General features: G+C 70.4%; 24 protein-coding genes. 10 read left to right on the top strand and 14 right to left on the bottom strand.

The window, feature by feature from the left end:
* Window positions 1–3: 3 nt before the first annotated feature.
* Both ACFV88_RS08325 and ACFV88_RS08320 read right to left on the bottom strand, forming a co-directional pair.
* Window positions 4–588 carry a TetR/AcrR family transcriptional regulator gene (locus ACFV88_RS08325; protein ID WP_385487351.1) on the bottom strand — a complete coding sequence of 195 codons (585 nt, stop codon included), beginning with the start codon at window positions 586–588 and terminating at the stop codon, window positions 4–6.
* Between the two features lie 133 nt (window positions 589–721).
* Window positions 722–1,240, bottom strand: coding sequence for a DUF1203 domain-containing protein (locus ACFV88_RS08320; protein ID WP_385487349.1), 519 nt, complete (start codon window positions 1,238–1,240; stop codon window positions 722–724).
* 158 nt (window positions 1,241–1,398) lie between these two features.
* On the opposite strand from ACFV88_RS08320, the gene pepN reads away from it, so the two are divergent.
* Window positions 1,399–3,969: an aminopeptidase N gene (pepN, locus tag ACFV88_RS08315; protein ID WP_385487347.1), complete on the top strand. Its 2,571-nt coding sequence runs from the start codon at window positions 1,399–1,401 to the stop codon at window positions 3,967–3,969.
* A gap of 326 nt (window positions 3,970–4,295) precedes the next feature.
* Here pepN and ACFV88_RS08310 read toward each other — a convergent pair whose 3' ends face one another.
* Together ACFV88_RS08310 and ACFV88_RS08305 are read right to left on the bottom strand one after the other, a co-directional pair.
* Window positions 4,296–4,706: an NUDIX hydrolase gene (locus ACFV88_RS08310; RefSeq protein ID WP_385487345.1), complete on the bottom strand. Its 411-nt coding sequence runs from the start codon at window positions 4,704–4,706 to the stop codon at window positions 4,296–4,298.
* The gene (locus ACFV88_RS08305) at window positions 4,703–5,365 is read right to left on the bottom strand and encodes an NUDIX hydrolase (protein ID WP_385487343.1); all 663 of its coding nucleotides are present in this window, start codon (window positions 5,363–5,365) and stop codon (window positions 4,703–4,705) included. The genes ACFV88_RS08310 and ACFV88_RS08305 overlap by 4 nt, the downstream gene beginning before the upstream one ends.
* Window positions 5,366–5,775: 410 nt before the next feature.
* Here ACFV88_RS08305 and ACFV88_RS08300 point away from each other — a divergent pair, with 410 nt between their 5' ends.
* The 6 genes from ACFV88_RS08300 to ACFV88_RS08275 all read left to right on the top strand — a co-directional run bounded on the left by ACFV88_RS08300 (window position 5,776) and on the right by ACFV88_RS08275 (window position 10,419).
* Complete coding sequence (locus ACFV88_RS08300) at window positions 5,776–6,285, top strand: nucleoside-diphosphate kinase (protein ID WP_184570136.1); 510 nt, start codon at window positions 5,776–5,778, stop codon at window positions 6,283–6,285.
* A gap of 80 nt (window positions 6,286–6,365) precedes the next feature.
* Window positions 6,366–6,665: a hypothetical protein gene (locus ACFV88_RS08295; RefSeq protein WP_385487341.1), complete on the top strand. Its 300-nt coding sequence runs from the start codon at window positions 6,366–6,368 to the stop codon at window positions 6,663–6,665.
* Between the two features lie 161 nt (window positions 6,666–6,826).
* Complete coding sequence (locus ACFV88_RS08290; RefSeq protein ID WP_385487339.1) at window positions 6,827–7,411, top strand: hypothetical protein; 585 nt, start codon at window positions 6,827–6,829, stop codon at window positions 7,409–7,411.
* 42 nt (window positions 7,412–7,453) lie between these two features.
* Complete coding sequence (locus ACFV88_RS08285; RefSeq protein WP_385487337.1) at window positions 7,454–8,218, top strand: hypothetical protein; 765 nt, start codon at window positions 7,454–7,456, stop codon at window positions 8,216–8,218.
* Between the two features lie 3 nt (window positions 8,219–8,221).
* On the top strand, window positions 8,222–9,616 hold the full coding sequence (locus ACFV88_RS08280; protein WP_385487335.1) for a hypothetical protein: 1,395 nt from the start codon (window positions 8,222–8,224) through the stop codon (window positions 9,614–9,616).
* Window positions 9,617–9,681: 65 nt separating this feature from the next.
* Window positions 9,682–10,419 (top strand): class I SAM-dependent methyltransferase, encoded by a 738-nt coding sequence (locus ACFV88_RS08275; protein ID WP_385487334.1) that lies wholly within the window; start codon window positions 9,682–9,684, stop codon window positions 10,417–10,419.
* A gap of 202 nt (window positions 10,420–10,621) precedes the next feature.
* Here ACFV88_RS08275 and ACFV88_RS08270 read toward each other — a convergent pair whose 3' ends face one another.
* From ACFV88_RS08270 to ACFV88_RS08255, 4 genes are all read right to left on the bottom strand, one after another.
* Window positions 10,622–11,191, bottom strand: coding sequence for a YdeI family protein (locus ACFV88_RS08270; RefSeq protein WP_385487332.1), 570 nt, complete (start codon window positions 11,189–11,191; stop codon window positions 10,622–10,624).
* A 23-nt stretch (window positions 11,192–11,214) separates the two neighbouring features.
* Window positions 11,215–11,412 carry a hypothetical protein gene (locus ACFV88_RS08265; protein WP_385487330.1) on the bottom strand — a complete coding sequence of 66 codons (198 nt, stop codon included), beginning with the start codon at window positions 11,410–11,412 and terminating at the stop codon, window positions 11,215–11,217.
* Complete coding sequence (locus tag ACFV88_RS08260) at window positions 11,412–11,540, bottom strand: hypothetical protein (RefSeq protein WP_385487328.1); 129 nt, start codon at window positions 11,538–11,540, stop codon at window positions 11,412–11,414. The genes ACFV88_RS08265 and ACFV88_RS08260 overlap by 1 nt, the downstream gene beginning before the upstream one ends.
* 143 nt (window positions 11,541–11,683) lie before the next feature.
* Window positions 11,684–11,914, bottom strand: a complete 231-nt coding sequence (locus tag ACFV88_RS08255) for a hypothetical protein (protein WP_385487326.1) — start codon at window positions 11,912–11,914, stop codon at window positions 11,684–11,686.
* A gap of 107 nt (window positions 11,915–12,021) precedes the next feature.
* Here ACFV88_RS08255 and ACFV88_RS08250 point away from each other — a divergent pair, with 107 nt between their 5' ends.
* Both ACFV88_RS08250 and ACFV88_RS08245 read left to right on the top strand, forming a co-directional pair.
* Window positions 12,022–12,849 (top strand): Scr1 family TA system antitoxin-like transcriptional regulator, encoded by an 828-nt coding sequence (locus ACFV88_RS08250; protein ID WP_385487324.1) that lies wholly within the window; start codon window positions 12,022–12,024, stop codon window positions 12,847–12,849.
* Window positions 12,846–13,055: a DUF397 domain-containing protein gene (locus ACFV88_RS08245; RefSeq protein ID WP_385487322.1), complete on the top strand. Its 210-nt coding sequence runs from the start codon at window positions 12,846–12,848 to the stop codon at window positions 13,053–13,055. The genes ACFV88_RS08250 and ACFV88_RS08245 overlap by 4 nt, the downstream gene beginning before the upstream one ends.
* A 66-nt stretch (window positions 13,056–13,121) precedes the next feature.
* Here the strand turns inward: ACFV88_RS08245 and ACFV88_RS08240 are convergent, their stop codons facing one another.
* The 3 genes from ACFV88_RS08240 to ACFV88_RS08230 form a co-directional block, all read right to left on the bottom strand.
* Window positions 13,122–14,549 (bottom strand): sulfatase, encoded by a 1,428-nt coding sequence (locus tag ACFV88_RS08240; RefSeq protein WP_385487320.1) that lies wholly within the window; start codon window positions 14,547–14,549, stop codon window positions 13,122–13,124.
* A gap of 162 nt (window positions 14,550–14,711) precedes the next feature.
* Window positions 14,712–14,804, bottom strand: coding sequence for a putative leader peptide (locus ACFV88_RS08235; protein WP_385487318.1), 93 nt, complete (start codon window positions 14,802–14,804; stop codon window positions 14,712–14,714).
* 140 nt (window positions 14,805–14,944) lie between these two features.
* Window positions 14,945–15,853 (bottom strand): EamA family transporter, encoded by a 909-nt coding sequence (locus ACFV88_RS08230; RefSeq protein WP_385487316.1) that lies wholly within the window; start codon window positions 15,851–15,853, stop codon window positions 14,945–14,947.
* A gap of 207 nt (window positions 15,854–16,060) precedes the next feature.
* Here ACFV88_RS08230 and ACFV88_RS08225 point away from each other — a divergent pair, with 207 nt between their 5' ends.
* Window positions 16,061–16,672, top strand: a complete 612-nt coding sequence (locus ACFV88_RS08225) for a MarR family winged helix-turn-helix transcriptional regulator (protein WP_385487314.1) — start codon at window positions 16,061–16,063, stop codon at window positions 16,670–16,672.
* Between the two features lie 94 nt (window positions 16,673–16,766).
* Here ACFV88_RS08225 and ACFV88_RS08220 read toward each other — a convergent pair whose 3' ends face one another.
* The 3 genes from ACFV88_RS08220 to ACFV88_RS08210 form a co-directional block, all read right to left on the bottom strand.
* Window positions 16,767–16,952: a hypothetical protein gene (locus ACFV88_RS08220; protein WP_385487444.1), complete on the bottom strand. Its 186-nt coding sequence runs from the start codon at window positions 16,950–16,952 to the stop codon at window positions 16,767–16,769.
* Between the two features lie 118 nt (window positions 16,953–17,070).
* Window positions 17,071–19,206 carry a 4-alpha-glucanotransferase gene (malQ, locus tag ACFV88_RS08215; RefSeq protein WP_385487312.1) on the bottom strand — a complete coding sequence of 712 codons (2,136 nt, stop codon included), beginning with the start codon at window positions 19,204–19,206 and terminating at the stop codon, window positions 17,071–17,073.
* Complete coding sequence (locus tag ACFV88_RS08210; RefSeq protein WP_385487310.1) at window positions 19,206–19,445, bottom strand: hypothetical protein; 240 nt, start codon at window positions 19,443–19,445, stop codon at window positions 19,206–19,208. The genes malQ and ACFV88_RS08210 overlap by 1 nt, the downstream gene beginning before the upstream one ends.
* Window positions 19,446–19,613 lie beyond the last annotated feature (168 nt).

The following is a 19,613-nucleotide window of genomic DNA, read 5'->3' as shown; positions in this document are numbered from 1 at the left end:
GGTTCACGGCTTCCGGTGCAGGAGGTCCCAGACGGCGGATTCGGCGTCGGCGAGGGCCTCGGGGGGCAGATCGGTGACGGGCAGGGGGCGGATGCTCTTCAGCAGACCGCCGAACGCGCCGAGGGCGAGCGCGACGAGCACGGGGGCGGCACCCTCGCGGATCGCGCCCGTGCGCTGGCCCCGTTCGATGAAGTCCGCGGCGAAGGCGTCGATCTCGGCGGCCACCGCACGGCTCTCGGCGTCGAGGAAGGTGTCGTGCTGCTGGTGGTCCAGGAAGGCGAAGGCCGCCGGGTTGGCCCCGGCGAAGCGGACGAAGCCCCGCCAGACCTGCGCGAACTCCTCCCGGGGTGAGGCGGCGCGCTGCGCGGTGACCGCGTGCAGCTCGGCGAGCAGGCCTCCCTTGGCGTGCCGGAACACGGCGTTGCCGAGGGCCTCCTTGCTGGGGTAGTAGCGGTAGATGCTCCCCACGCCGATCTGCGCGTGCTGCGCCACGGCGGGCATCTGCGTGCCCTCGTAGGTGCGTTCGGCGAAGAGGACGAGGGCGGAGTCGAGGAGTCGGGAGGCGAGGTCAGGGGAAGGACGGGGCACGGAATGAATATTCATTCCGTGCGGGGCGACTGTCAAGGGCCCGGGGCGACGCACCCCGGGGCCCGACCGCGCGACGGCCCTACCGCCAACCGGCCGGGGCGCCGGACCACCGGCCCGCGTCCCGACCCGTGTCCTACGTGGTCGGACGGTCCACGGTGAAGAGCAGGCAGCCGTACTCCACGGCCCTGACGTGCACCTGCACGACCGCCGGATCGGCGAACGCCTCGTCCAGCGCCACGTCGAAACCCCGGGTGTCGTCCTCGGGGACCTCCAGGAGCCGCCCGCCGACGATCCGACCCCCGGCGTCGTAGCGGCGCAGGGTGCGCAGCACCCCGGGGCGGGCGAAGGGGTAGCCGACGGCCCCGGCCGCCGGGCCGCCGCACTCCTCGGCGTGGATGAAGACGGGGCCCTGCTCGTCGTACGCCCCCGGGGACGCCCCGCGCTCGGCGGCCCAGCGGCGCAGCGGCGCGTACGCCACCAGGGCGATCGACTCGCCGGCGCGGCTGCGGCGCAGACAGCAGCGCAGCGGGGCGCCGCCCTCCGGATCGACGTGGCCGGCGCAGGGGCGGCCCGCGTCGTCGGTGGTCCGCAGCCGGGCGAGCGCGGCCGGGTCGATGGGCCCGGGTCGGTATCGGAGCTCGGTGATCGTCATGACCCCAGCGTGCCGTGGGTACGGGCACCTTCCCGGCGGATTTCGGACGTCGTGGCCGGCCCGGGCGGCAGCCGGATATCCCCGGGCGGGTGGTCCGAAAGCCGTGGAAGGATGACGGGAAACGTCACGAATCGTCATGCGACCTAGGAGATGACCGCGTGCCTGGCACGAATCTGACTCGTGAGGAAGCGCAGCGCCGCGCCTCCCTGCTCACCGTGGACTCGTACGGGATCGACCTCGATCTCAGCGGCGCGCAGGAGGGCGGCACCTACCGCTCGGTGACCACCGTCCGCTTCGACAGCTCCGAGGCGGGGGCCGGGTCCTTCATCGACCTGGTCGCCCCCACGGTGCACGAGGTGGTCCTGAACGGCACCGCCCTCGACCCGGCGACCGTCTTCGCGGACTCGCGGATCGCGCTGCCGGGCCTGCTGGCCGGGCGCAACGAGCTGCGGGTGGTCGCGGACTGCGCGTACACGAACACCGGCGAGGGCCTGCACCGCTTCGTCGACCCGGTGGACCAGCAGGCCTATCTGTACACGCAGTTCGAGGTGCCGGACGCGCGCCGGGTGTTCGCGTCGTTCGAGCAGCCGGACCTCAAGGCCACCTTCCAGTTCACCGTGAAGGCGCCCACCGGGTGGACGGTGATCTCCAACTCGCCGACCCCGGAACCCAAGGACGACGTCTGGGCCTTCGAGCCGACGCCGCGGATCTCCACGTACATCACGGCCCTGATCGTCGGCCCGTACCACTCGGTGCACAGCGTGTACGAGAAGGACGGGCAGTCCGTGCCGCTGGGCATCTACTGCCGTCCGTCGCTGGCCGAGTTCCTGGACTCGGACGCGATCTTCGAGGTCACCCGGCAGGGCTTCGACTGGTTCCAGGAGAAGTTCGACTACGCCTACCCCTTCGCCAAGTACGACCAGCTGTTCGTGCCGGAGTTCAACGCGGGCGCGATGGAGAACGCGGGCGCGGTGACCATCCGCGACCAGTACGTGTTCCGGTCGAAGGTGACGGACGCGGCGTACGAGGTGCGCGCGGAGACGATCCTCCACGAGCTGGCGCACATGTGGTTCGGCGACCTGGTCACCATGGAGTGGTGGAACGACCTGTGGCTGAACGAGTCCTTCGCCACGTACACCTCCATCGCCTGCCAGGCGGACGCGCCCGGTTCGCGCTGGCCGCACTCGTGGACCACGTTCGCGAACTCGATGAAGACCTGGGCGTACCGCCAGGACCAGCTGCCGTCGACGCACCCGATCATGGCCGAGATCCGTGACCTGGACGACGTCCTCGTCAACTTCGACGGGATCACCTACGCCAAGGGCGCGTCCGTCCTCAAGCAGCTCGTCGCGTACGTCGGCAGGGACGAGTTCTTCAAGGGCGTGCAGCAGTACTTCAAGCAGCACGCCTTCGGCAACACGCGCCTGTCCGACCTGCTGGGCGCGCTGGAGGAGACCTCCGGGCGGGACCTGAAGAACTGGTCGAAGCTGTGGCTGGAGACGGCCGGCATCAACGTCCTGCGCCCCGAGATCGAGACCGACGCGGACGGCGTCATCACCTCCTTCGCGGTCCGGCAGGAGGCGCCCGCGCTGCCCGCCGGCGCGAAGGGCGAGCCGACGCTGCGCCCGCACCGCATCGCCATCGGCCTGTACGCGCCGGACGCCGCGGGGAAGTTGGTGCGCGGCGAGCGGATCGAGCTGGACGTGGACGGCGAGCTGACCCCCGTACCGCAGCTCGTGGGCACCGCACGGCCCGCGGTAGTCCTCCTCAACGACGACGACCTGTCGTACGCGAAGGTCCGCCTGGACGAGGAGTCGCTGGCGTACGTCACCGGGCACCTGGGCGACTTCGCCGACTCGCTGCCGCGCGCCCTGTGCTGGGCCTCGGCCTGGGACATGACCCGGGACGCCGAGCTGCCGACCCGGGAGTACCTGGAGCTGGTGCTGTCCGGCATCGCCAAGGAGTCCGACATCGGCGTCGTCCAGTCGCTCCAGCGGCAGGCGAAGCTCGCCCTGGACCTGTACGCGGCGCCCGGCTGGCGGGAGGCCGGGCTCACCCGGTGGACCGAGGCGACGCTGGCGCACCTGCGGGCGGCCGAGGCCGGCAGTGACCACCAGTTGGCGTGGGCGCGGGCGTTCGCGGCGACCGCGCGCACCCCCGAGCAGCTGGACCTGCTCGACGCGCTCCTGGACGGCACCCAGACGATCGAGGGCCTCGCCGTCGACACGGAGCTGCGGTGGGCGCTGGTGCAGCGGCTCGCGGCGGTCGGCCGGTTCGACGAGACGGAGATCGCCGGCGAGTACGAGCGGGACCGCACGGCGGCGGGCGAGCGTCATGCGGCGACCGCGCGGGCCGCCCGGCCGACCGCCGAGGCGAAGGCCGAGGCGTGGGCCTCCGTCGTGGAGTCCGACGCGCTGCCGAACGCGGTGCAGGAGGCCGTGATCGGCGGGTTCGTGCAGACGGACCAGCGGGAGCTGCTGGAGCCCTACACGGCGAAGTACTTCGAGGCGATCGCCGGGGTGTGGGAGGCACGGTCCCACGAGATGGCCCAGCAGGTCGCGGTGGGTCTGTACCCGGCGCTCCAGGTCTCCGCGGGGACCGTCGACGCGACGGACGCGTGGGTGTCGGCCGCGCGGCCCGGGGCGGGGCTCGCGCGGCTCGTGTCCGAGGCGCGGTCCGGGGTGGAGCGGGCGTTGCGTGCGCAGGTCGCGGACGGGGCGGCCGGCTGACAGCGCGCCTGGGGGTGCGGGGGGTTGGGCCTCCGCACCCCCGGGGTTTCCTCGTACGGTGCGTTGTCCCGTGCGGGTGCGTGGGGGTTGCTCGCGCCGTTCCCCGCGCCCCCTTCGGAGCGGCCCGCCGGGGGTGCTTTGTCCCGTGCGGTGCGCTGGGGGACTGCGCAGTTCCCCGCGCCCTTCGGGGGCGGTCAGCTGGCGGTGCGCTGTTCTGTGGGGTGCGCTGCCGTGCTACTCGCGCAGGACGCCGAACACCATGGACCAGGTGAGGATCGAGTGAAGGGACACGACCCAAAGCTCCGCCGAGTCAACCAGTGGCGACGTCAGGCGAGGGTGGCGTCCAGGTGCTGCTGGACCGGTTCGAACAGTCCGTACGGAACGTACTGGGGGATGTCTGAGTGGGCGACCCAGGCGAGTTCGTCCAACTCTTCGGTGTCAGCGACGTGCGCGGTGCCGCTGACCACTTCGCAGGCGGTGTAGGACATCAGTCGACCGGTCGCCGGGTGGACGCGCTCGCCGAGCAGCTTGAGGGCGTTTACCTTCAGCCCGGTCTCTTCGTGGGTCTCCCGTACGGCAGCGTTCTCCCGCGATTCACCGGGCTCGACCTCCCCGGCGGGAAACTGCCAGGAGAGTTGGCCCTCACTGACCCGACGCCGCACCATCAGCACTCGGCTGTCGTGTACGACGATGGCCGCGGCGATCCCGGGCCGCTCGTCAGCGTTCTGCTGTGTCACGTCTGCTCCTCCAGGATGGCCAGGATGGGTGGGAAGATCGTATCGACGGGGATGAAGCGGGTCACCGATTTTCTGGGCACCCACATCACATCGATGTTCTCGACGGTGTCGCTGTTGGTGGCTTCACCTGCGAGGTACTCGCACAGGAAGTACTCGCAGAGCACGCCGGTCACGGGGTGCAGCCGGGTTCCGAGCTGCTGCCTGATCGCGCAGTGGACACCGGTCTCATCCAGCGTTTCCCGCACGGTGGCCGTCTCGGCCTTCGCCCCGGGCTTGATCACACCGGCCGGAAACTGCCAGGTGATGCCCGTCGCATCATCATCCCGGCGGCAGACCAGCAGGACGCTGTCCTCGCGAGTGACCACAGCGATGGCGACACGAAGGGCTTGAGCGCCAACCGTCCCCGCACCGGCCCCGTCGCCGCTCCTGCCTGCGGCCAGCAGCGAGAAGCGCTGTCTGGCCGACGGCGGGGCCTGCTCGTGGACCGTGTCGAGAAGCTGCTGCATTTCTCTGCGGGGCACAACAGCTGGATCGGAGTGCCAGGTGGCGACCGTTCTGACGGCCACACCGAGCTGGGCGGCGAACTGTTCATTGGTGAGACGCAGAGCGGACTGCAACTGGCAGGCGTAGTGACCGTTCCACACCTTGATCACGTCCACCTTCGCCCCTCCGTCGCCGTTGCACTCGGTGCGGGACTCGCGCGCCGAAGATGCACTGTCACTGCACTGGCACTTCATGGTCGTACCGACAGCGCCTGGGGAGAATCAATGCCATCGAGTCCACGGTGCCATCCGGTGGACCGACCCGGTGCCTGAAGCGGCCACGCGCGGAGTTGGTACAGGTGCTGAACGAGCCCAGGAAGATCTTAGGTGAGGTTCAACAGCGGATAGGGAAGACGGAGAACTTGGCTCGTACGCCATCCCTTCGGTGCTGTCCAGCAGCGTTCCCCCGTTTCGTCAGTTCGGGGGAACGACCGGCCGTCCGAGCCGCTGGTTCTGCGCCGGTAACCTCGGCACATGACGGCTGAGCGACCGTCATGTCAGCTTGCCAGTAAGGCGAAAGGGAACAAATGGCCGAGGATCAAGCACAGACCGCCGAGCGCACGCTCGTCCTGCTCAAGCCCGACGCGCTGGTGCGCGGCCTGGCCGGCAGGATCATCTCGCGCTTCGAAGACGCGGCGCTGAAGGTCGTCGGCGTCAAGATGAAGCAGATGGACGCAGAGTTCACCCGGCGCCACTACTTCGACCTCGAAGAGCGGCTGGGCTCGGAGGTCTACAGCGTCACCTCGACGTTCATGCAGCAGGGGCCGGTCATTGCCCTGGTGCTGGAAGGGTTCGACGCCATCGCCACCGTGCGGAAGATCGTCGGCAGTACGTACCCGAACCAGGCTCCGGCCGGCACGGTGCGCGGCGACTTCTCCCACTACAGCTCTGCGGCCAGCATCGCGTCCGGAAAGGCCGTGGCCAACCTCGTGCACGCCTCCGGCAACCGGGATGAGGCGAAGCAGGAAGTCGAGCTGTGGTTCGAGAAGGAGGAACTGCAGGACTATCGGACGCTGGCCGAGATCTACACCTATTAGCGGTGGTTCACGGCGTCACTGCGGGGGCGCCTGCGCGTTGATCACTACTGGGGTAGAACCGTCTGATTCGAGAGGGCATCATGACCAACCAGACCCGCCTGGCCTCTGCCGAGGAGCTGGAGTCGATCTTCCAGCGTGAGCTGGCCACCGATCGGTGGGCGGCGGCCGAGACCTCGTACGCGATGGCGGTTCGCCATCGCGACTTGGGGGACTGGCCTGCCTCCCGTGAATGGGTAGAGCAGTGCCTCCGACTGCTGGAGGGTTTCCCCAGCGAGACGGAGGAGCAGGTGGCCGCGACCCGGACGTCCGTGGGAGGAGTTCCGCTGCCGACCTACCTGCACTCGGGTGTGGTGAAGGGGCGCTTCGGCGACCTGACCTGACCCCGTCCGATGTTCCACCTTGGGTGATGCGGCTGCGGTCCCGGACGGCCGCATCACCCTCCCTGATCACCAATTCCACACGCGCTGTCGAAACCGAACGGGCCTCTGCGGCCCTGATTCGGCCGGCACCTCCATGCCCAAACCGAGGAGACAAACACTCCATGGCAGTCGAGATCGAGATGCGCGCCCGCTTCGACAAGGAAGCCCATGACCGACTCGTCGCCCGTCTCAAAGAGGGCGGCGAGGACCTTGGGCAGGACGACAAGCACATCTACTTCTATGTCCTCCCCGACCAGCTCTTGAAGGTCACTGACAACACCGCGGTCGGGACCGCCAAGATCACCCTCAAGGGGAGCAGGATCGGCCGGGGCGTTGCCTTCGAGGAGACCGAATTCGCCATCGCGCCCGCCGACGTGGCTGCAGCGGTGAAGGTGTTCAACGCGCTCGGCTTCGATACCGCGATGCACGAGGCATTCAATCTGCGCCACAACTTCCGCTTCGGCGGGGTGGAGATCGCGGTCAAGTGGAGCGAAGCATGGGGGTACCACGCCGAGTTCGAACTGCTGCTGGATGACGGTGCGCCCGACGCGGCTCGTACCGAGGCAGCGGCGCGGATTGCCGATGTCGCCGCCGAGCTGGGCGTGGCGCTGATGACCGAGCAGGAGCTGGCCGACTTCACGGCCGCCTTCGAGGCCGCCGAGAGGGAGCGCAAGGAGCGGGAGCAGCAGGCAGCGCCCCTCCGGTAGGAGCACGTCACAGCTGTAGACCACCAAAGGGGGTGGGCACGGATGAGCACGACCTCAGCGACCGCGAGCCTGGTCGACCTGGCGGCCCAGGGACGATTGCCGCTCCACCAGTACATGGACCGGGCAACCATCGACTGGATCAGGGAACACCGTCCCGACCTCAGCTCGGTACCAAGCATCACCCTTCGGCCGGCCTCGAAAGAACTCCTTCGGCAGGGGGCGTTACCGGCCAGATGGCTGGCCGAGCCGCATGTGTACGAATCGATCCACGGCATCAGACACAGCATGCGGGTGACTGCGCTCGCCGCCCTGCTGGCCGAGGAGCAGGGCTTGGACGACGAAGACACCGTTACTGCGGTGGTGGCCGCCGCTGTCCATGACTGGCAGCGGCTACATGACAAGGACGACCGCGGCCACGGTGCACGTGCCGCCCTGTGGCTGGCGGCGAACGCGGACACCGTGTGGGGCCACTTCGGCCTCACCGCCGTACCGAGCCGGATCGTGCGGGCGGCCACGGCCGTCCGGCTGCACGATGTGCCGTACGACGCCTTCAGCGCCGACGATCGGACCGACCACCAGCGCGCCGAGCACATCTGCGACGTGGTCAAGGCCGCCGACGCTCTCGACCGCTACCGCCTGCCGAAGCTCACCTGGTGGCCCGACGCCCGGCACGTACGGGTACCCGCCTTCGAGCAGTTCAGGGCCCTCGCCTTCGAGCTCATGGTCATCTCCGAAACGGCACACCTGGCCGGTGCCAGCGGAACCGAGTCCGTCCGGTACGCGCTGGCGGAAACAGGGCTGGTGTGACCTGTGGACTTCCTCGACGCCTATCACCTGTGGGCCGACGCTCACGCGTTCTTCGACTCCGCGCTCGTCCCCAGCTCGGCACACATCAGCGATCCGCTGGCGGCGCAGGCCGACGCCTGGGACAAGCGGCTGGCCGAGCAGACGCCCAACGGCAGGCTGCTGCGTCAGAACGCCCTTTTCGATGCCCTCAGCGGCAAGGGCAAGCTGCACCTGCTCCACGTCACGCACGCCCTGGAGGAGATCAGCCGCCAGGGAGTGCTGTACCCGTCCGGCGGCTGCCTCGTCGGAAGCATCTACTGCGCACCGCTCACCGAGACCGGCCAGGGCTTCCGCATGCACAATCTAGCCTCCTACGTCCTCACCAAGGAGGCGCCGACCTTCCTGGCCAAGCTCGGCGTCACCGACCGCATCCCCACTCCCCTGATCTTCCAGATCGATCCGCCGCCGCAGGCGTACCAAGGACTCGCAGGAGTGGACTATCTGCGACTGGGCCTCATCCACCTGCGGATCTACAGCCACCTCGAATACCTGCTGAGCAAGACCGAACGCCACCACCTGCGCGAGACCGTCGTCAGCCGCGTCAAGAACTCGGCCGCCTTCCTCGCCACAGCCGCCTCCGTGGCCCACCAGGGGACGCGCGTCGCCCCCGAGCTGTTCTTCCGCCAGCTCGACGAGACCATCCCGCGCCTGCCGATCCTCGGCTACCTGTACTTCGAGGCGGTAGCGGAGTACCTGATGCTCCACTCGACGTCACGGCACACTCAGCGGCTGGCCGAACTCGGAGAGCTCAACAACTGGCTCTACAAGGAAATGCTCTTCGCCTCCTTCCCCGCCATGGCAGGGAAGTTCGATCTGGCGAAGTTCCGCCCCCGCCCCGAACAGCTCGCCACGCTCCTACATCAGGTCGACCCGACCATCGACGCGGACCATGCGAGCACCTATCTGGTCGAGCGGATCAGCTACCTTGTCGCCGCCCGGCTCCTCGCCCTCGGCGAGGCACCCGACGGCTGGCACCGCACACGCTGGGAATTCGACGACCTGGCCACCCCGCTCGGGCCTCTCCTCGGTCACCTCATCCACCGGGAGCTGCGCACCTTCGGCCGCTATCCGGACTTCTACTTCTACTTCGACCAGTACAAGGCGCTGCAAGCCTGGAACTACTGGAACCACATGGACATCGTCGCGCCGTTCAACGGCACGATGCCCAAAGGCGAGATCGGTATCAATCCCGCCTACCCCAACCTCGACTACCGCGTATGGCGGGCCGAGCAGGACGACGCCGGCCGCCTCCACCCGACCGAGCAGCTCTCGCTGACGATCGCCCCGCGACTGGTGGACATCAAGTACACCCTGATGCGCAACAACCAGTGGGCCCCACCGGCCCCTAGCGCTGTCTAACCAGCGCCACCCTCTGCGGACACGTTCCCCGCCCCTGAACAGCCTCACGCGTAGGAGACCCCGCGATGAGCTACATCCCCATGCCCTCCACCGACCTCCTCAGCAAGCAGATCGCCGCCGTCCTGGCCGAACCCACGACGACCCACGGCCTGGCCCGCACCTTGCGCACGGCGGCCAAGGAGCTTGTTCTCCACCGCTACCACCACGCCAGCCAGCGTGCCTGGCCCAGCGGCCGTATCGACGAGAAGCCCGCCCGTGTCCAGATCGGAGGAGGAACCCACCTCGCCGACGGCTTCTACAACATCGACCTCGTCCCGCCGGCCGATCTCCTCTGGGACATCCGCGAAGGCATCCCCCTGCACGACGACACGGTGAACCTGATCTTCTCCGAGCATTTCCTGGAGCACATCGACTATCCCCGCTCCGCCAAGAACTACGTCCACGAAGCCCACCGGGTACTCGCACCGGGCGGCCGGATCATCACCGGCGTCCCCGACGCCGGATTCGTCCTGAACCAGTACCCCGGGCCACTACGCGAGGCCGACAAGATGATCAGCCGCTGGTACGGCAAACGGAACTGCCTCGGGGATATCAACACCTACCTCGACCTCGTCAACCTGGTCTTCCGCGACCAGGACGACGACCTCAAGTACACCCCGCACCTGTGGGCCTACGACCACGAAAAGCTGATCCAGCTCTTCACCGAGGCGGGCTTCACGACCGTCGAGCCCTGGACCTTCGACCCTGCCCTGGCCAACCCCAAGCGCCGGTGGGGCAGCGTCTACGCCATCGCGACGAAATAGCGATCTTGTCTTCGTCTCGGGTGGTGGGCGCGACTTTGTCCCTGACGGTGCGCCTGCCAAGGGTGCCGTGTTCCGCGCGGTGCGCTGTGGTTGCCCGCGCAGTTCCCTATGCCCCCTTCGAGTGCGCTTCCCTGCGGGGCGGCGGTTCGGCGCGGGTACGCTGTGCGTTCGCGCGGTTCCCCGCGCCCCTATCGCTCCCCCGCTACGCGCCCGCGACCAGCGCCCGCACGGCGCGTTCCGCCGCGGCTTCGCGGGCCTCCGGGGTCAGCGCCTGGAGCAGGGGCAGGATCACCAGGTACTTCGCGGTCTTTTCGAGTGCGGCGAAGGCGCTGGCCGCTCGGGGGTCCGCAGCGAGTGCCGCCGCCAGCTCTTCGGGCACGTCCGCTGTCGACTGCGGTGCGTACGCTGCGGCCCAGCGTCCGTCCGCCTGCGCCTTGCGCACCTGGGCCAAGCCCGGCTCGCGCATCCGACCGGCGGCGGCCAGCACGGTCACCTTGTCGACGTTGACCTGCGACCACAGGCTCCTGGGGCGCCGCGGCACGTACTTCTGTAGGTAGGACGACGCATCGAGCGACCTCCGCTGACCGGAGATCCAGCCCCAGCACAGGCCCACGTCGACCAGCTCGTCGGACGTCACGGACGCGATCCCGGAGCCCTTCTTGGCGACCTTGACCCACACGCCTTCGTGCCGCGCGTGGTGCGTCCCCAGCCAGCCGTCGAACGCCTCGTCGTCCACGAACGCCACGACCTCGACACCATCGATCTCGTCCATCGCCCCATGCTAAGCGGCGCGGGTCAGCCGTCCGCGTCGTGGTTCGCGGTGCACGTTCCCGGGGTGTTCACGTGGCGGGGGCAGACCCGGTGCGTGACGAAGTTCGCGCCGCTCTGGCTGCCGTACCCGATCACCACGGGAGCCGCGGTCCAGCAACCGCAGAGGCAACAGTGCGCACCGGACTCGGCGGGCGGCCCGCCGAGCAGCGCGTCACGTGTCACTACGTCTCCACCCCGGGGAACGTGCGCGGGTCCACGTCCTGCGGCGGGTCCCACTGCACCGTCTCGAACAGCGCCCGGTCGAACCGACGATGACCCGTCTCCCGGAAGTGCAACTCGGCCCACCGCAACGAACCCTCGTCCGACCGACTCTCCGGCCCCGGCGGCGGAACCGCACCACACGACGGCGACCCCGACACGCACTGCACATACGCACGCGCCCCCCAGAAGTCCAACCGCCTCAACGTCCACTCGATGTGACGAAACCTCCGACTCACCGCAGCCCACCACCCCGACTGCTGCGTACGTTCGACTCCACCAGCGCGGGCCGGAGCCGGTCCACGACCGTCGCCACACGCACGTCCTCACGACACACGTGCCACTCCAGGCCCCCACGCGGCGGACGGAGGTACACCGGACCCCACGTCACATCCATGACCACCCCCACGACACCCCGCACGGTGTCGAACGCGAGGTCACCGACCCGGAGTTCGTCAATAGACACGAAAGCGACTCCTCTTCGTAGCGACTCTGCTACCAGGAGTGCTCAGCGTGACCTAGGGTGGCTAGGTCTTCAACTTGCGGAATCTGCTTGGGGAATGGTGAAACACCTTGAACCGTAAAGAGCTTGACCCTGACCAGTCGCCTAATGCCCTGTTCGGGCAACGGTTGCGCATGCTGCGGGATGAACGTGGGTGGACGCAGGACGAGCTAGCTAAGCAGCTTCGGTGCTCCGGAACGCATATCTCTGCCGTGGAAACTGGCCGTCGATCCCCAACTCCCCATTTTGCTCGGAACGCTGACAGAATCTTGGGGACTGGCAACAGGTTCGAACAACTGAGCCAACGCGCACGTCAGACGGCGATCCTGGATGGGTTCCCCCAGTTCGTCGTCCACGAAGAGCGCGCGATCGAGATCAGGCTGTTTGAGCTGGGGATTGTGCCCGGGCTGCTCCAGACGCCCGAGTATGCAGCGGCCATTGCCTCCGGTGCCGTGCAACGAGGAGCGATCACCGAGCAACAAGCAGAAGAGCGACTGTCACTCTTGGCTCGGCGGCAAGCCTCACTAGAGCGCAGCCCGGCACCGATGGTCCACGCCGTGCTGGACGAGAGCTGCATCCGCAGGCCAGTCGGCGGACCCAAAGTCATGGCGGCGCAGTTGCGCCGCCTGGAGGAGTTCGCCGCGCTACCTTCCACGATCTTCCAAGTGGCCCCGTACGAACTCGGTGAACGACGAGCGTTCGATCTTCCGCTCTACATCCTGACCATGCGGAACCTCTCCGTCTTGTCGTACGCAGAGTCAGCGCATCAGGGCCATCTGGAGCGTGGCACCCAGTCCGTACTGAACTTGCTCACGGCATACCATCAGTTGCAGGCCGAATCGCTCGCCCAGGCGGCATCGGTTGACATGATCAACCAATTACGAAAGGGCACCCCGTGACGACCGAATCCCCCTGCTGGTTCACGTCCTCGTACAGCAGCAACGGCGGCGCCTGCATCGAGGTTGCCGCCAACCTCGCGTACTCGAACGGCACCGTCCCCGTCCGCGACTCCAAGGACCCCAGCGGACCCATACTCCACCTCCCCGCCCACGCCTTCACCGCCTTCGTCGCAGGCGTCAAGGACGGGGAGTTCGGCACCGTCTGATCGGCCTGGTCGCCAAGGCCGGTCGGCCTGGTCGCAGCCGTCAGCGAGCGGCTGCGACCGGGCCGCTCAAGCCGGGGAGGGGTACGGCAGCAAGCCCCGGTCGATCCGCTCCCACGCGGACCTCAGGTCCGCCAGGAGTTCGGGGCGTACGGGGGCCTTGTCGGCCTGCTCGCGGACGTCCTCCGACAGGTCGTGGAGGCGGTCCCTGCCGTCCTTGCCGCGGTAGTACTTCCAGTCGCCGCGGCGCAGCGCCCGTTCGCCCCGGACCCGCCAGAACAGGTCACGCTCGGGGGCCTCGGTGCCGTCCAGCAGATAGTCGGCGAGGCTGACGCCGTCCAGGGGGTACGCCGGGTGGGGGCGGGCGCCGCCCACGTCCAGGAGGGTCGCCGTCCAGTCGGGCGAGTACACCGGGACCCGGCTGACCTGGCCGCCGTCGATCCGCGCGGGCCAGCGCAGGACCGACGGCACCCGGATGCCGCCCTCCTGGAGCGAGCCCTTGTTGCCGCTGAGCGGCCAGTTGTACGAGAAGCGTTCGCCGCCGTTGTCGCTGGCGAAGAACACGAGGGTGTCCTCCTCCTGCCCGGACCGCTTCAGAGCGGTGAGCACCTTGCCGACCGAGCGGTCGAGGTCCTCGACCATCTGCCGGTACTTCGCGAGCGAGCCCCCGTCCTGGTGCCGCAGCGCCCGCACGTCGCCGGACTTGATGCGGCGGACGATCTCGGCGCTGGTCTCCTCGTCGCCGTCGGCTATCCACGGCCAGTGCGGGGTGGTGAAGTTGAGGTTGAGGAGCCAGGGGGTGCGCCCGTGGTCGCGGCTGACGTACTCGACGGCCCGTTCGGTCAGGATGCGGGTGTAGTAGCGCAGGTCGTGGTACTCGGCGTCGCCCTCGTAGAGGTCGTACTCACCGCGGGAGCTGAGCTTGGAGTAGTACTCCAGCGCCCCGCCGAAGTTGCCGAAGAACTCCCCCCAACCGGACCGGGTGGGGCTGTAGTCGGGCAGGTAGCCGCAGTGCCACTTGCCGATCAGCGCGGTCCGGTACCCGGTGTCGCGCAGCAGCGAGGCGAGGGTGGGGTGGGTGGGTTCGAGCCCCACCGACCGGTTCGCGATCGGCTCGGCGAGTCCGCCCTTCGTACGGCCCGGGTAGCGGCCGGTGTAGAGGCTGAAGCGGGTGGGCGAGCAGGTCGCGGAGCCGCTGTACGCGTCGGTGAAGCGCACGCCCTGCCGGGCGAGCCGGTCCAGGTGCGGCGTACGGATCTCCGGAGCGCCGTAGGAGGAGAGGTCGGCCCAGCCCAGGTCGTCGCCCAGGATGAACAGCACGTTGGGGCGGCGGGCACCGCGTCCGGGCCTGCCGGCGGCGCGGAACGGGCGTTCGGCGGGCGGGGTCGCGGCACTGTCGGCGGCGGCGTCGGTGGCGGACAGTCCGAGGGCCGCGGCGGCCCCGGCGGCCGTACCGCCGAAGGCGCGTCGGGACAGCGGGGGGTCGAAGGAGGTCACAGGGGTGCTCCAGGGCAGGGGGGCGGGCGCCACGGGATGCGTGGCGCCGCGAGAAGTGGGGGAACCGGGACCGGGGTCGCCGAGGTGCGGGGAGGCGCGGTTCGGGACGTGCCGGATCAACCGGAAGGCTGAGGGGGGAGCCTCAGGGCGGGGTGGGGCGCGTCAGACGCGGCGACAGATGGCGCTCGCGACACGGACCAGGTCGACGTGGCGGCGCTCCACAAGACGGACCCGCAGGTCACGCGGTGGCTGCATGCCCCCAGACCCTTCCCGATGCCCCTCCCCCTGTCAACGGCCCGCCCGCCCCTCGGACTGTGCCGGGGCCATGTGACGCACCGGGCCCCGCGGTGGACGGATCATCCACCGCGGGGCCCGGTGACCGGTGCCGCCCGGCCTCAGCGGGCGACCGGTACCCGCGCGGGGGCCTCGGGTGCGGGGGCGGGCAGAGGCTTGCGGGTGGGGAGGAGTTGGCCGGCGATCGTGGCGGTGAGGGCGAGGAGCATGCCGGCGACCTGGAGCGGGGTGAGCGACTCGCCCAGCGCCGCCCAGCCGATGACCGCCGCGGTCAGCGGGGACAGCGGTCCGAGGAAGGTGACCTGGGTGGCGGAGAGCAGGCCGATGCCCCGGAACCAGAGCCAGTAGGCGAGGGCCGTGTTGGCGACGGCGAGGTACAGATAGCCGGCGACGGCGGTGCCGTCCAGGGCGGGGGGCGCCCCCTCGACGGCGAGGGCGACGGGGGCCATCAGCAGTCCGCCGGCGGTCAGTTGCCAGCCGGTGAGCGCGAGGGGGCCGACGCCCTCGGGCCGCCCCCAGCGCTTGGTGAGCACGGTGCCCGCCGACATCGACAGGCTGGAGCCGACCGCTGCGGCGACCCCGATCAGATCGAAGGCGCCGGCGGCCTTGAGGACCACCAGGGTCACGCCGAGCGCCGCCGCTATCCCGGTGAGCAGGGTCCGGAGGCTGGGCCGTTCGGAGAGCAGGAGCACGGCGAGTCCGGCGACGAAGAGGGGGCCGAGCGATCCGACGACCGCCGCCATCCCGCCGGGCAGCCGGTAAGCGGAGAGGAACAGCAGCGGGAAGAAGGCCCCGATGTTCAGCGCGCCGAGCACCGCGGACTTCCACCACCAGGCGCCCTTGGGGAGCACCCGGGCCACCGCGAGGAGGGCGAGCCCGGCGGGCAGGGCCCGCATCAGGCTGGTGAACAGGGGGCGGTCGGGCGGCAGGAACTCCGTGGTCACGGCGTAGGTGGAGCCCCAGGAGATGGGGGCGAGCGCGGTCAGGACGATGGTGGCGGTGCGGTTCACGGCGGTCCCCCCGGGGATCAGCTGTCGGGTGTGCTGGCGTGCGGGCCGTCGCATCCGTCACGGCGACCAGAGCTTCCTCACGACCGAAGCTCCCTTACGAGTGACTAGCTTAGCTCTAAGCTTCTTTTAGTCAAGCATCTCGCTGGAGAGTGACTTACTCGGGAGCGACTTGTTTACAAGCAAGCGAGTGATGCGGATAATTTCCCCATGAACCAGCCCCCCACGGACCCCGGTCCGGGCCGCCCGTCCCCCACCGGAGCCGCATCCCCGGCGACACCAGAACCGGCATCCGTACCGGATGCCGCGCCCGACGCCGTGGACGCGATCATCGATCAGTGGGCCCGGGTGCGACCCGAGTTGGACACCCGGGCGATGGAGGTCTTCGGCCGGATCTACCGGCTGGCCCGCGCCATGGGCGAACGCGGGGAGAAGGCGTACGCCCGTTACGGCATCGGGCGCGGCGAGTTCGACGTCCTGGGCACCCTGCGCCGCGCGGGCGAGCCGTACACCCTCTCGCCGCGCCAGCTCTCCTCGACGCTGATGCTGACCAGCGGGGGCATGACCGGACGGCTCGACAAGTTGGAGCGGGCGGGGCTGCTGCGCCGGGCGCCCGACCCGCACGACCGGCGGGGGCTAAGGGTCACCCTGACGGATGAGGGGCTGGCCCTGGTGGACCAAGCGGTCGTCGCCGGACTCGACGTGCAGAAGGACGTCCTGTCCCCGCTGGACGAGCGGCGGGCGGCGGAACTGGCCGAGCTGTTGCGGGTGCTGCTGGCGGAGGCCGAAGGGACGACGCAGCAGCCTCCCCGGGCAGAGTGACACGAGTCCCTCGGGCCGGGCGGGGACACGAGCAGCACGAGGGCGGCGACCGCGGTCACGCGGTCGCCGCCCTCGTGGCGGATGCGGTGGGGGGTCAGCCCTGCTTCGACTGCTTGGCGGGCCTGTCGGCCACGATCACCAGTGCGGTGATCGCCAGGAACAGGACGATCGGGAGAACCACGAAGAGACCGACGGTCTCCACCACGCTCAGCCCGGAACCCGGGTCGTCGCCGTCGTCGCGGGTCAGCGCGAGCGCGGGGGACGACATCAGCAGCATCATCAGCGTCGTGCCGGAGGCCAGGGCGCCGGCGCGCAGGGCGTTCTTCTTCACGGTGCCAACGTAGCGAACGCCCGCCCGCCGCGCGCGCCCGGGGTCCCGTACGCGCCGTACCGCCCGGTCAGCCACTCGGCGGGGGCTCCGGCGGGGACACCTGCGGCGCGGTGAGTACGTCGACCAGGGCGCGTAGGCGCCGGGAGGCCATCAGCTGCTCCAGGGTGACCGGGCGGCCGGCCGCGTCGGCCAGGGGCAACCGCCAGTTGGGGTACTCGTCCCGGGTGCCGGGGAGGTTCTGCGGGCGCAGGTCGCCCACCGCGTCCGGGAGCCAGACGCCGACCATGCGGGCCGGGGTGCGCACCAGGAAGCGGTGCACCGCCCGGATCTGTTCCTCCTCGGCGGCCGGGGCGTCTTCGGCGCCGTCCCGCGGGAGCAGGCCGAGCCGGGTGAACAGGGCCAGCCAGGCGGCGGTGTCCTGCCGGGCCCCGGCCCGTTCGTCGGCCGCCGGACGGGTGAGCAGGCCGAGCGAGTCCCGTAGGTCGACATCGGCGCCGGTGAGCCGGGCGGCGGTCGACGGCAGGTCGTGGGTGGTGGCCGTGGCCAGGCAGTCGGCCCGCCAGTCGCGGGGCGCGAGCGGCCGGCCCGCCCGCTCGCGTTCGAACCACAGCACCGAGGTGCCGAGCACGCCCCGCGTCCGCAGCGCCTCGCGGACGCCGGGCGCCACGGTGCCGAGGTCCTCGCCGATGACCGGGGCGCCCGCCCGGTCGGCCTCCAGGACCAGGACCGCGAGCATCGCCTCGGCGTCGTAGTGGACGTACGTGCCCTCGGCGGCGGGGCGGCCGGCCGGCACCCACCAGAGCCGGAACAGGCCCATCACATGGTCGATGCGCAGGGCGCCGGCGTGGCGGAACAGGGCGCGCAGCAAGCGCCGGTAGGGCGCGTAGCCGGTGGCTGCGAGCCGGTCGGGGTGCCAGGGCGGCAGCCCCCAGTCCTGACCCCGGGCGTTGAACTCGTCCGGGGGCGCCCCGACCGACGCGCCCTCGGCGAAATGGTCGCGCCCGGCCCAGGTGTCGGCGCCGTGCGGGTGGACGCCGACCGCGAGGTCGTGGACCAGGCCGATCGGCATGCCCGCGGCCCGCGCGGCCCGCTGTGCGGCGCCGAGTTGGAGGTCGACGAGCCAGGCGAGCCAGCGGTGGAAGTCGACCCGGTCGGCCAGGTCCCGTCGGGCGCGGGCGGTGGCCGGTGACCGCGGGTCGTCGAGTCCGTCGGGCCAGCCGCGCCAGTCGGGTCCGTGCCGTTCGGCGAGGGCGCACCAGGTGGCGTAGGTGTCCAGGGCGGCGCCCTGGCGGGTCACGAACTCCTCGTGGGCGGCGCGCCGTCCGGGCGTCAGCGGCACCGTGCGCACCAGTTCCAGGGCCTGGCGCTTGAGCGCGTCGACAGCGTCCCGGTCGATGAGCGCGCCCCCGTCCAGCACCCCGGCGCGCAGGGCCGCGGCACGCTCCGCGAGGTCGGCGGCGCGGGCCCGGTCGGCGGGGTCCAGCCGGGCGTACTCCTCGATGTCCTCGATCCTCAGATGGACGGGGTCGGGGAAGCGGCGGGAGGAGGGCCGGTAAGGCGACGGGTCGGTGGGCGTCCCCGGCACGGCCGCGTGCAACGGGTTCACCTGGACGAAACCGGCGCCGAGCGAGCGGCCCGCCCAGTCGGCGAGGTCGGCGAGGTCACGGAGGTCGCCCATGCCCCAGGAACGGTCGGACAGCAGCGAGTAGAGCTGGACGAGGAAACCGTACGTCCGGGTGCCGGGGGCGGGTGCCCGGGCGGGCGCGAGGACCAGGTGCGCGGTGGCGGCGCGCCCGTCGGGCGTGGTCACGGCGAGTCGGTGCACCCCGTACGGGAAGCCCTCGGGCGGGGCGGGCGCGGTGCCGGGGCCGACGGTCCACTCGACGTCCGCCCGGGGCGGGGAGGTATCGGTGGGGTCGGGGGGTTCCGGGGTCAGACGCACCCGGGTGCCGGGCGGCAGCGCGGTCAGCTCCGCGGGGGGCCGGTCGGGCCACCACACGAGGGTGGGCGGCAGCAGCCGGGTGCGGAGTTCCGCCTCCCGGGCGGCGAGGGCGTCCGCGGTCCTGGCGGGGTCGCTCACGTCCACGCCGAGCGCGGTGAGCACCGCGCGGACGGCGTCCCGTGGCACTTCGACGGTGCGGCCGGGCGACGGTGAGTAGGTGGTGGCGACGCCGTGCAGCCCCGCGAGACGGGTGAGAGGCATCAGACCACCGAGGGGTCCTGCCCCAGCGCGGGGGCCGTGGGTTCGCTGGTCAGCGGAAGGGCACCGGTGTACGGGGACTCGCTGGTCAGCGGGGTGGTGGCGGCGATCGGCGGTTCGCTGATGAGGGGTGCGTGTGCCGGGTGCGGGGACTCGCCCTCGGGGGCGGCCGGGGGGCGGATCCCGCCGTTGCGGGGGTGCGGGGCGAGGGCGTCGAGCAGGAGGTGGGCGGAGGCGGTCATGGCGGGGCTCCTTCGGCGATCGCGGTCGGCGTCATCCATCGCGTACCCGGTCCCGGGTGGGTCAGGCATGGTCTCCGCGGTGGCCCCTGCGGGGTGCGTCCAGGTCCGGGTGCGATCCGCTGCGCGTGCGCTGTCCAGCGGGGTGCGTGGTGGGTTCTGCGCAGTTCC

Origin of the sequence: Streptomyces sp. NPDC059816, from assembly GCF_042732055.1 — a bacterium.
Taxonomy (GTDB): Bacteria; Actinomycetota; Actinomycetes; order Streptomycetales; family Streptomycetaceae; genus Streptomyces.
Note: the sequence above shows the minus strand (reverse complement) of the source record. Positions and strands in the feature narration are given on the sequence as shown.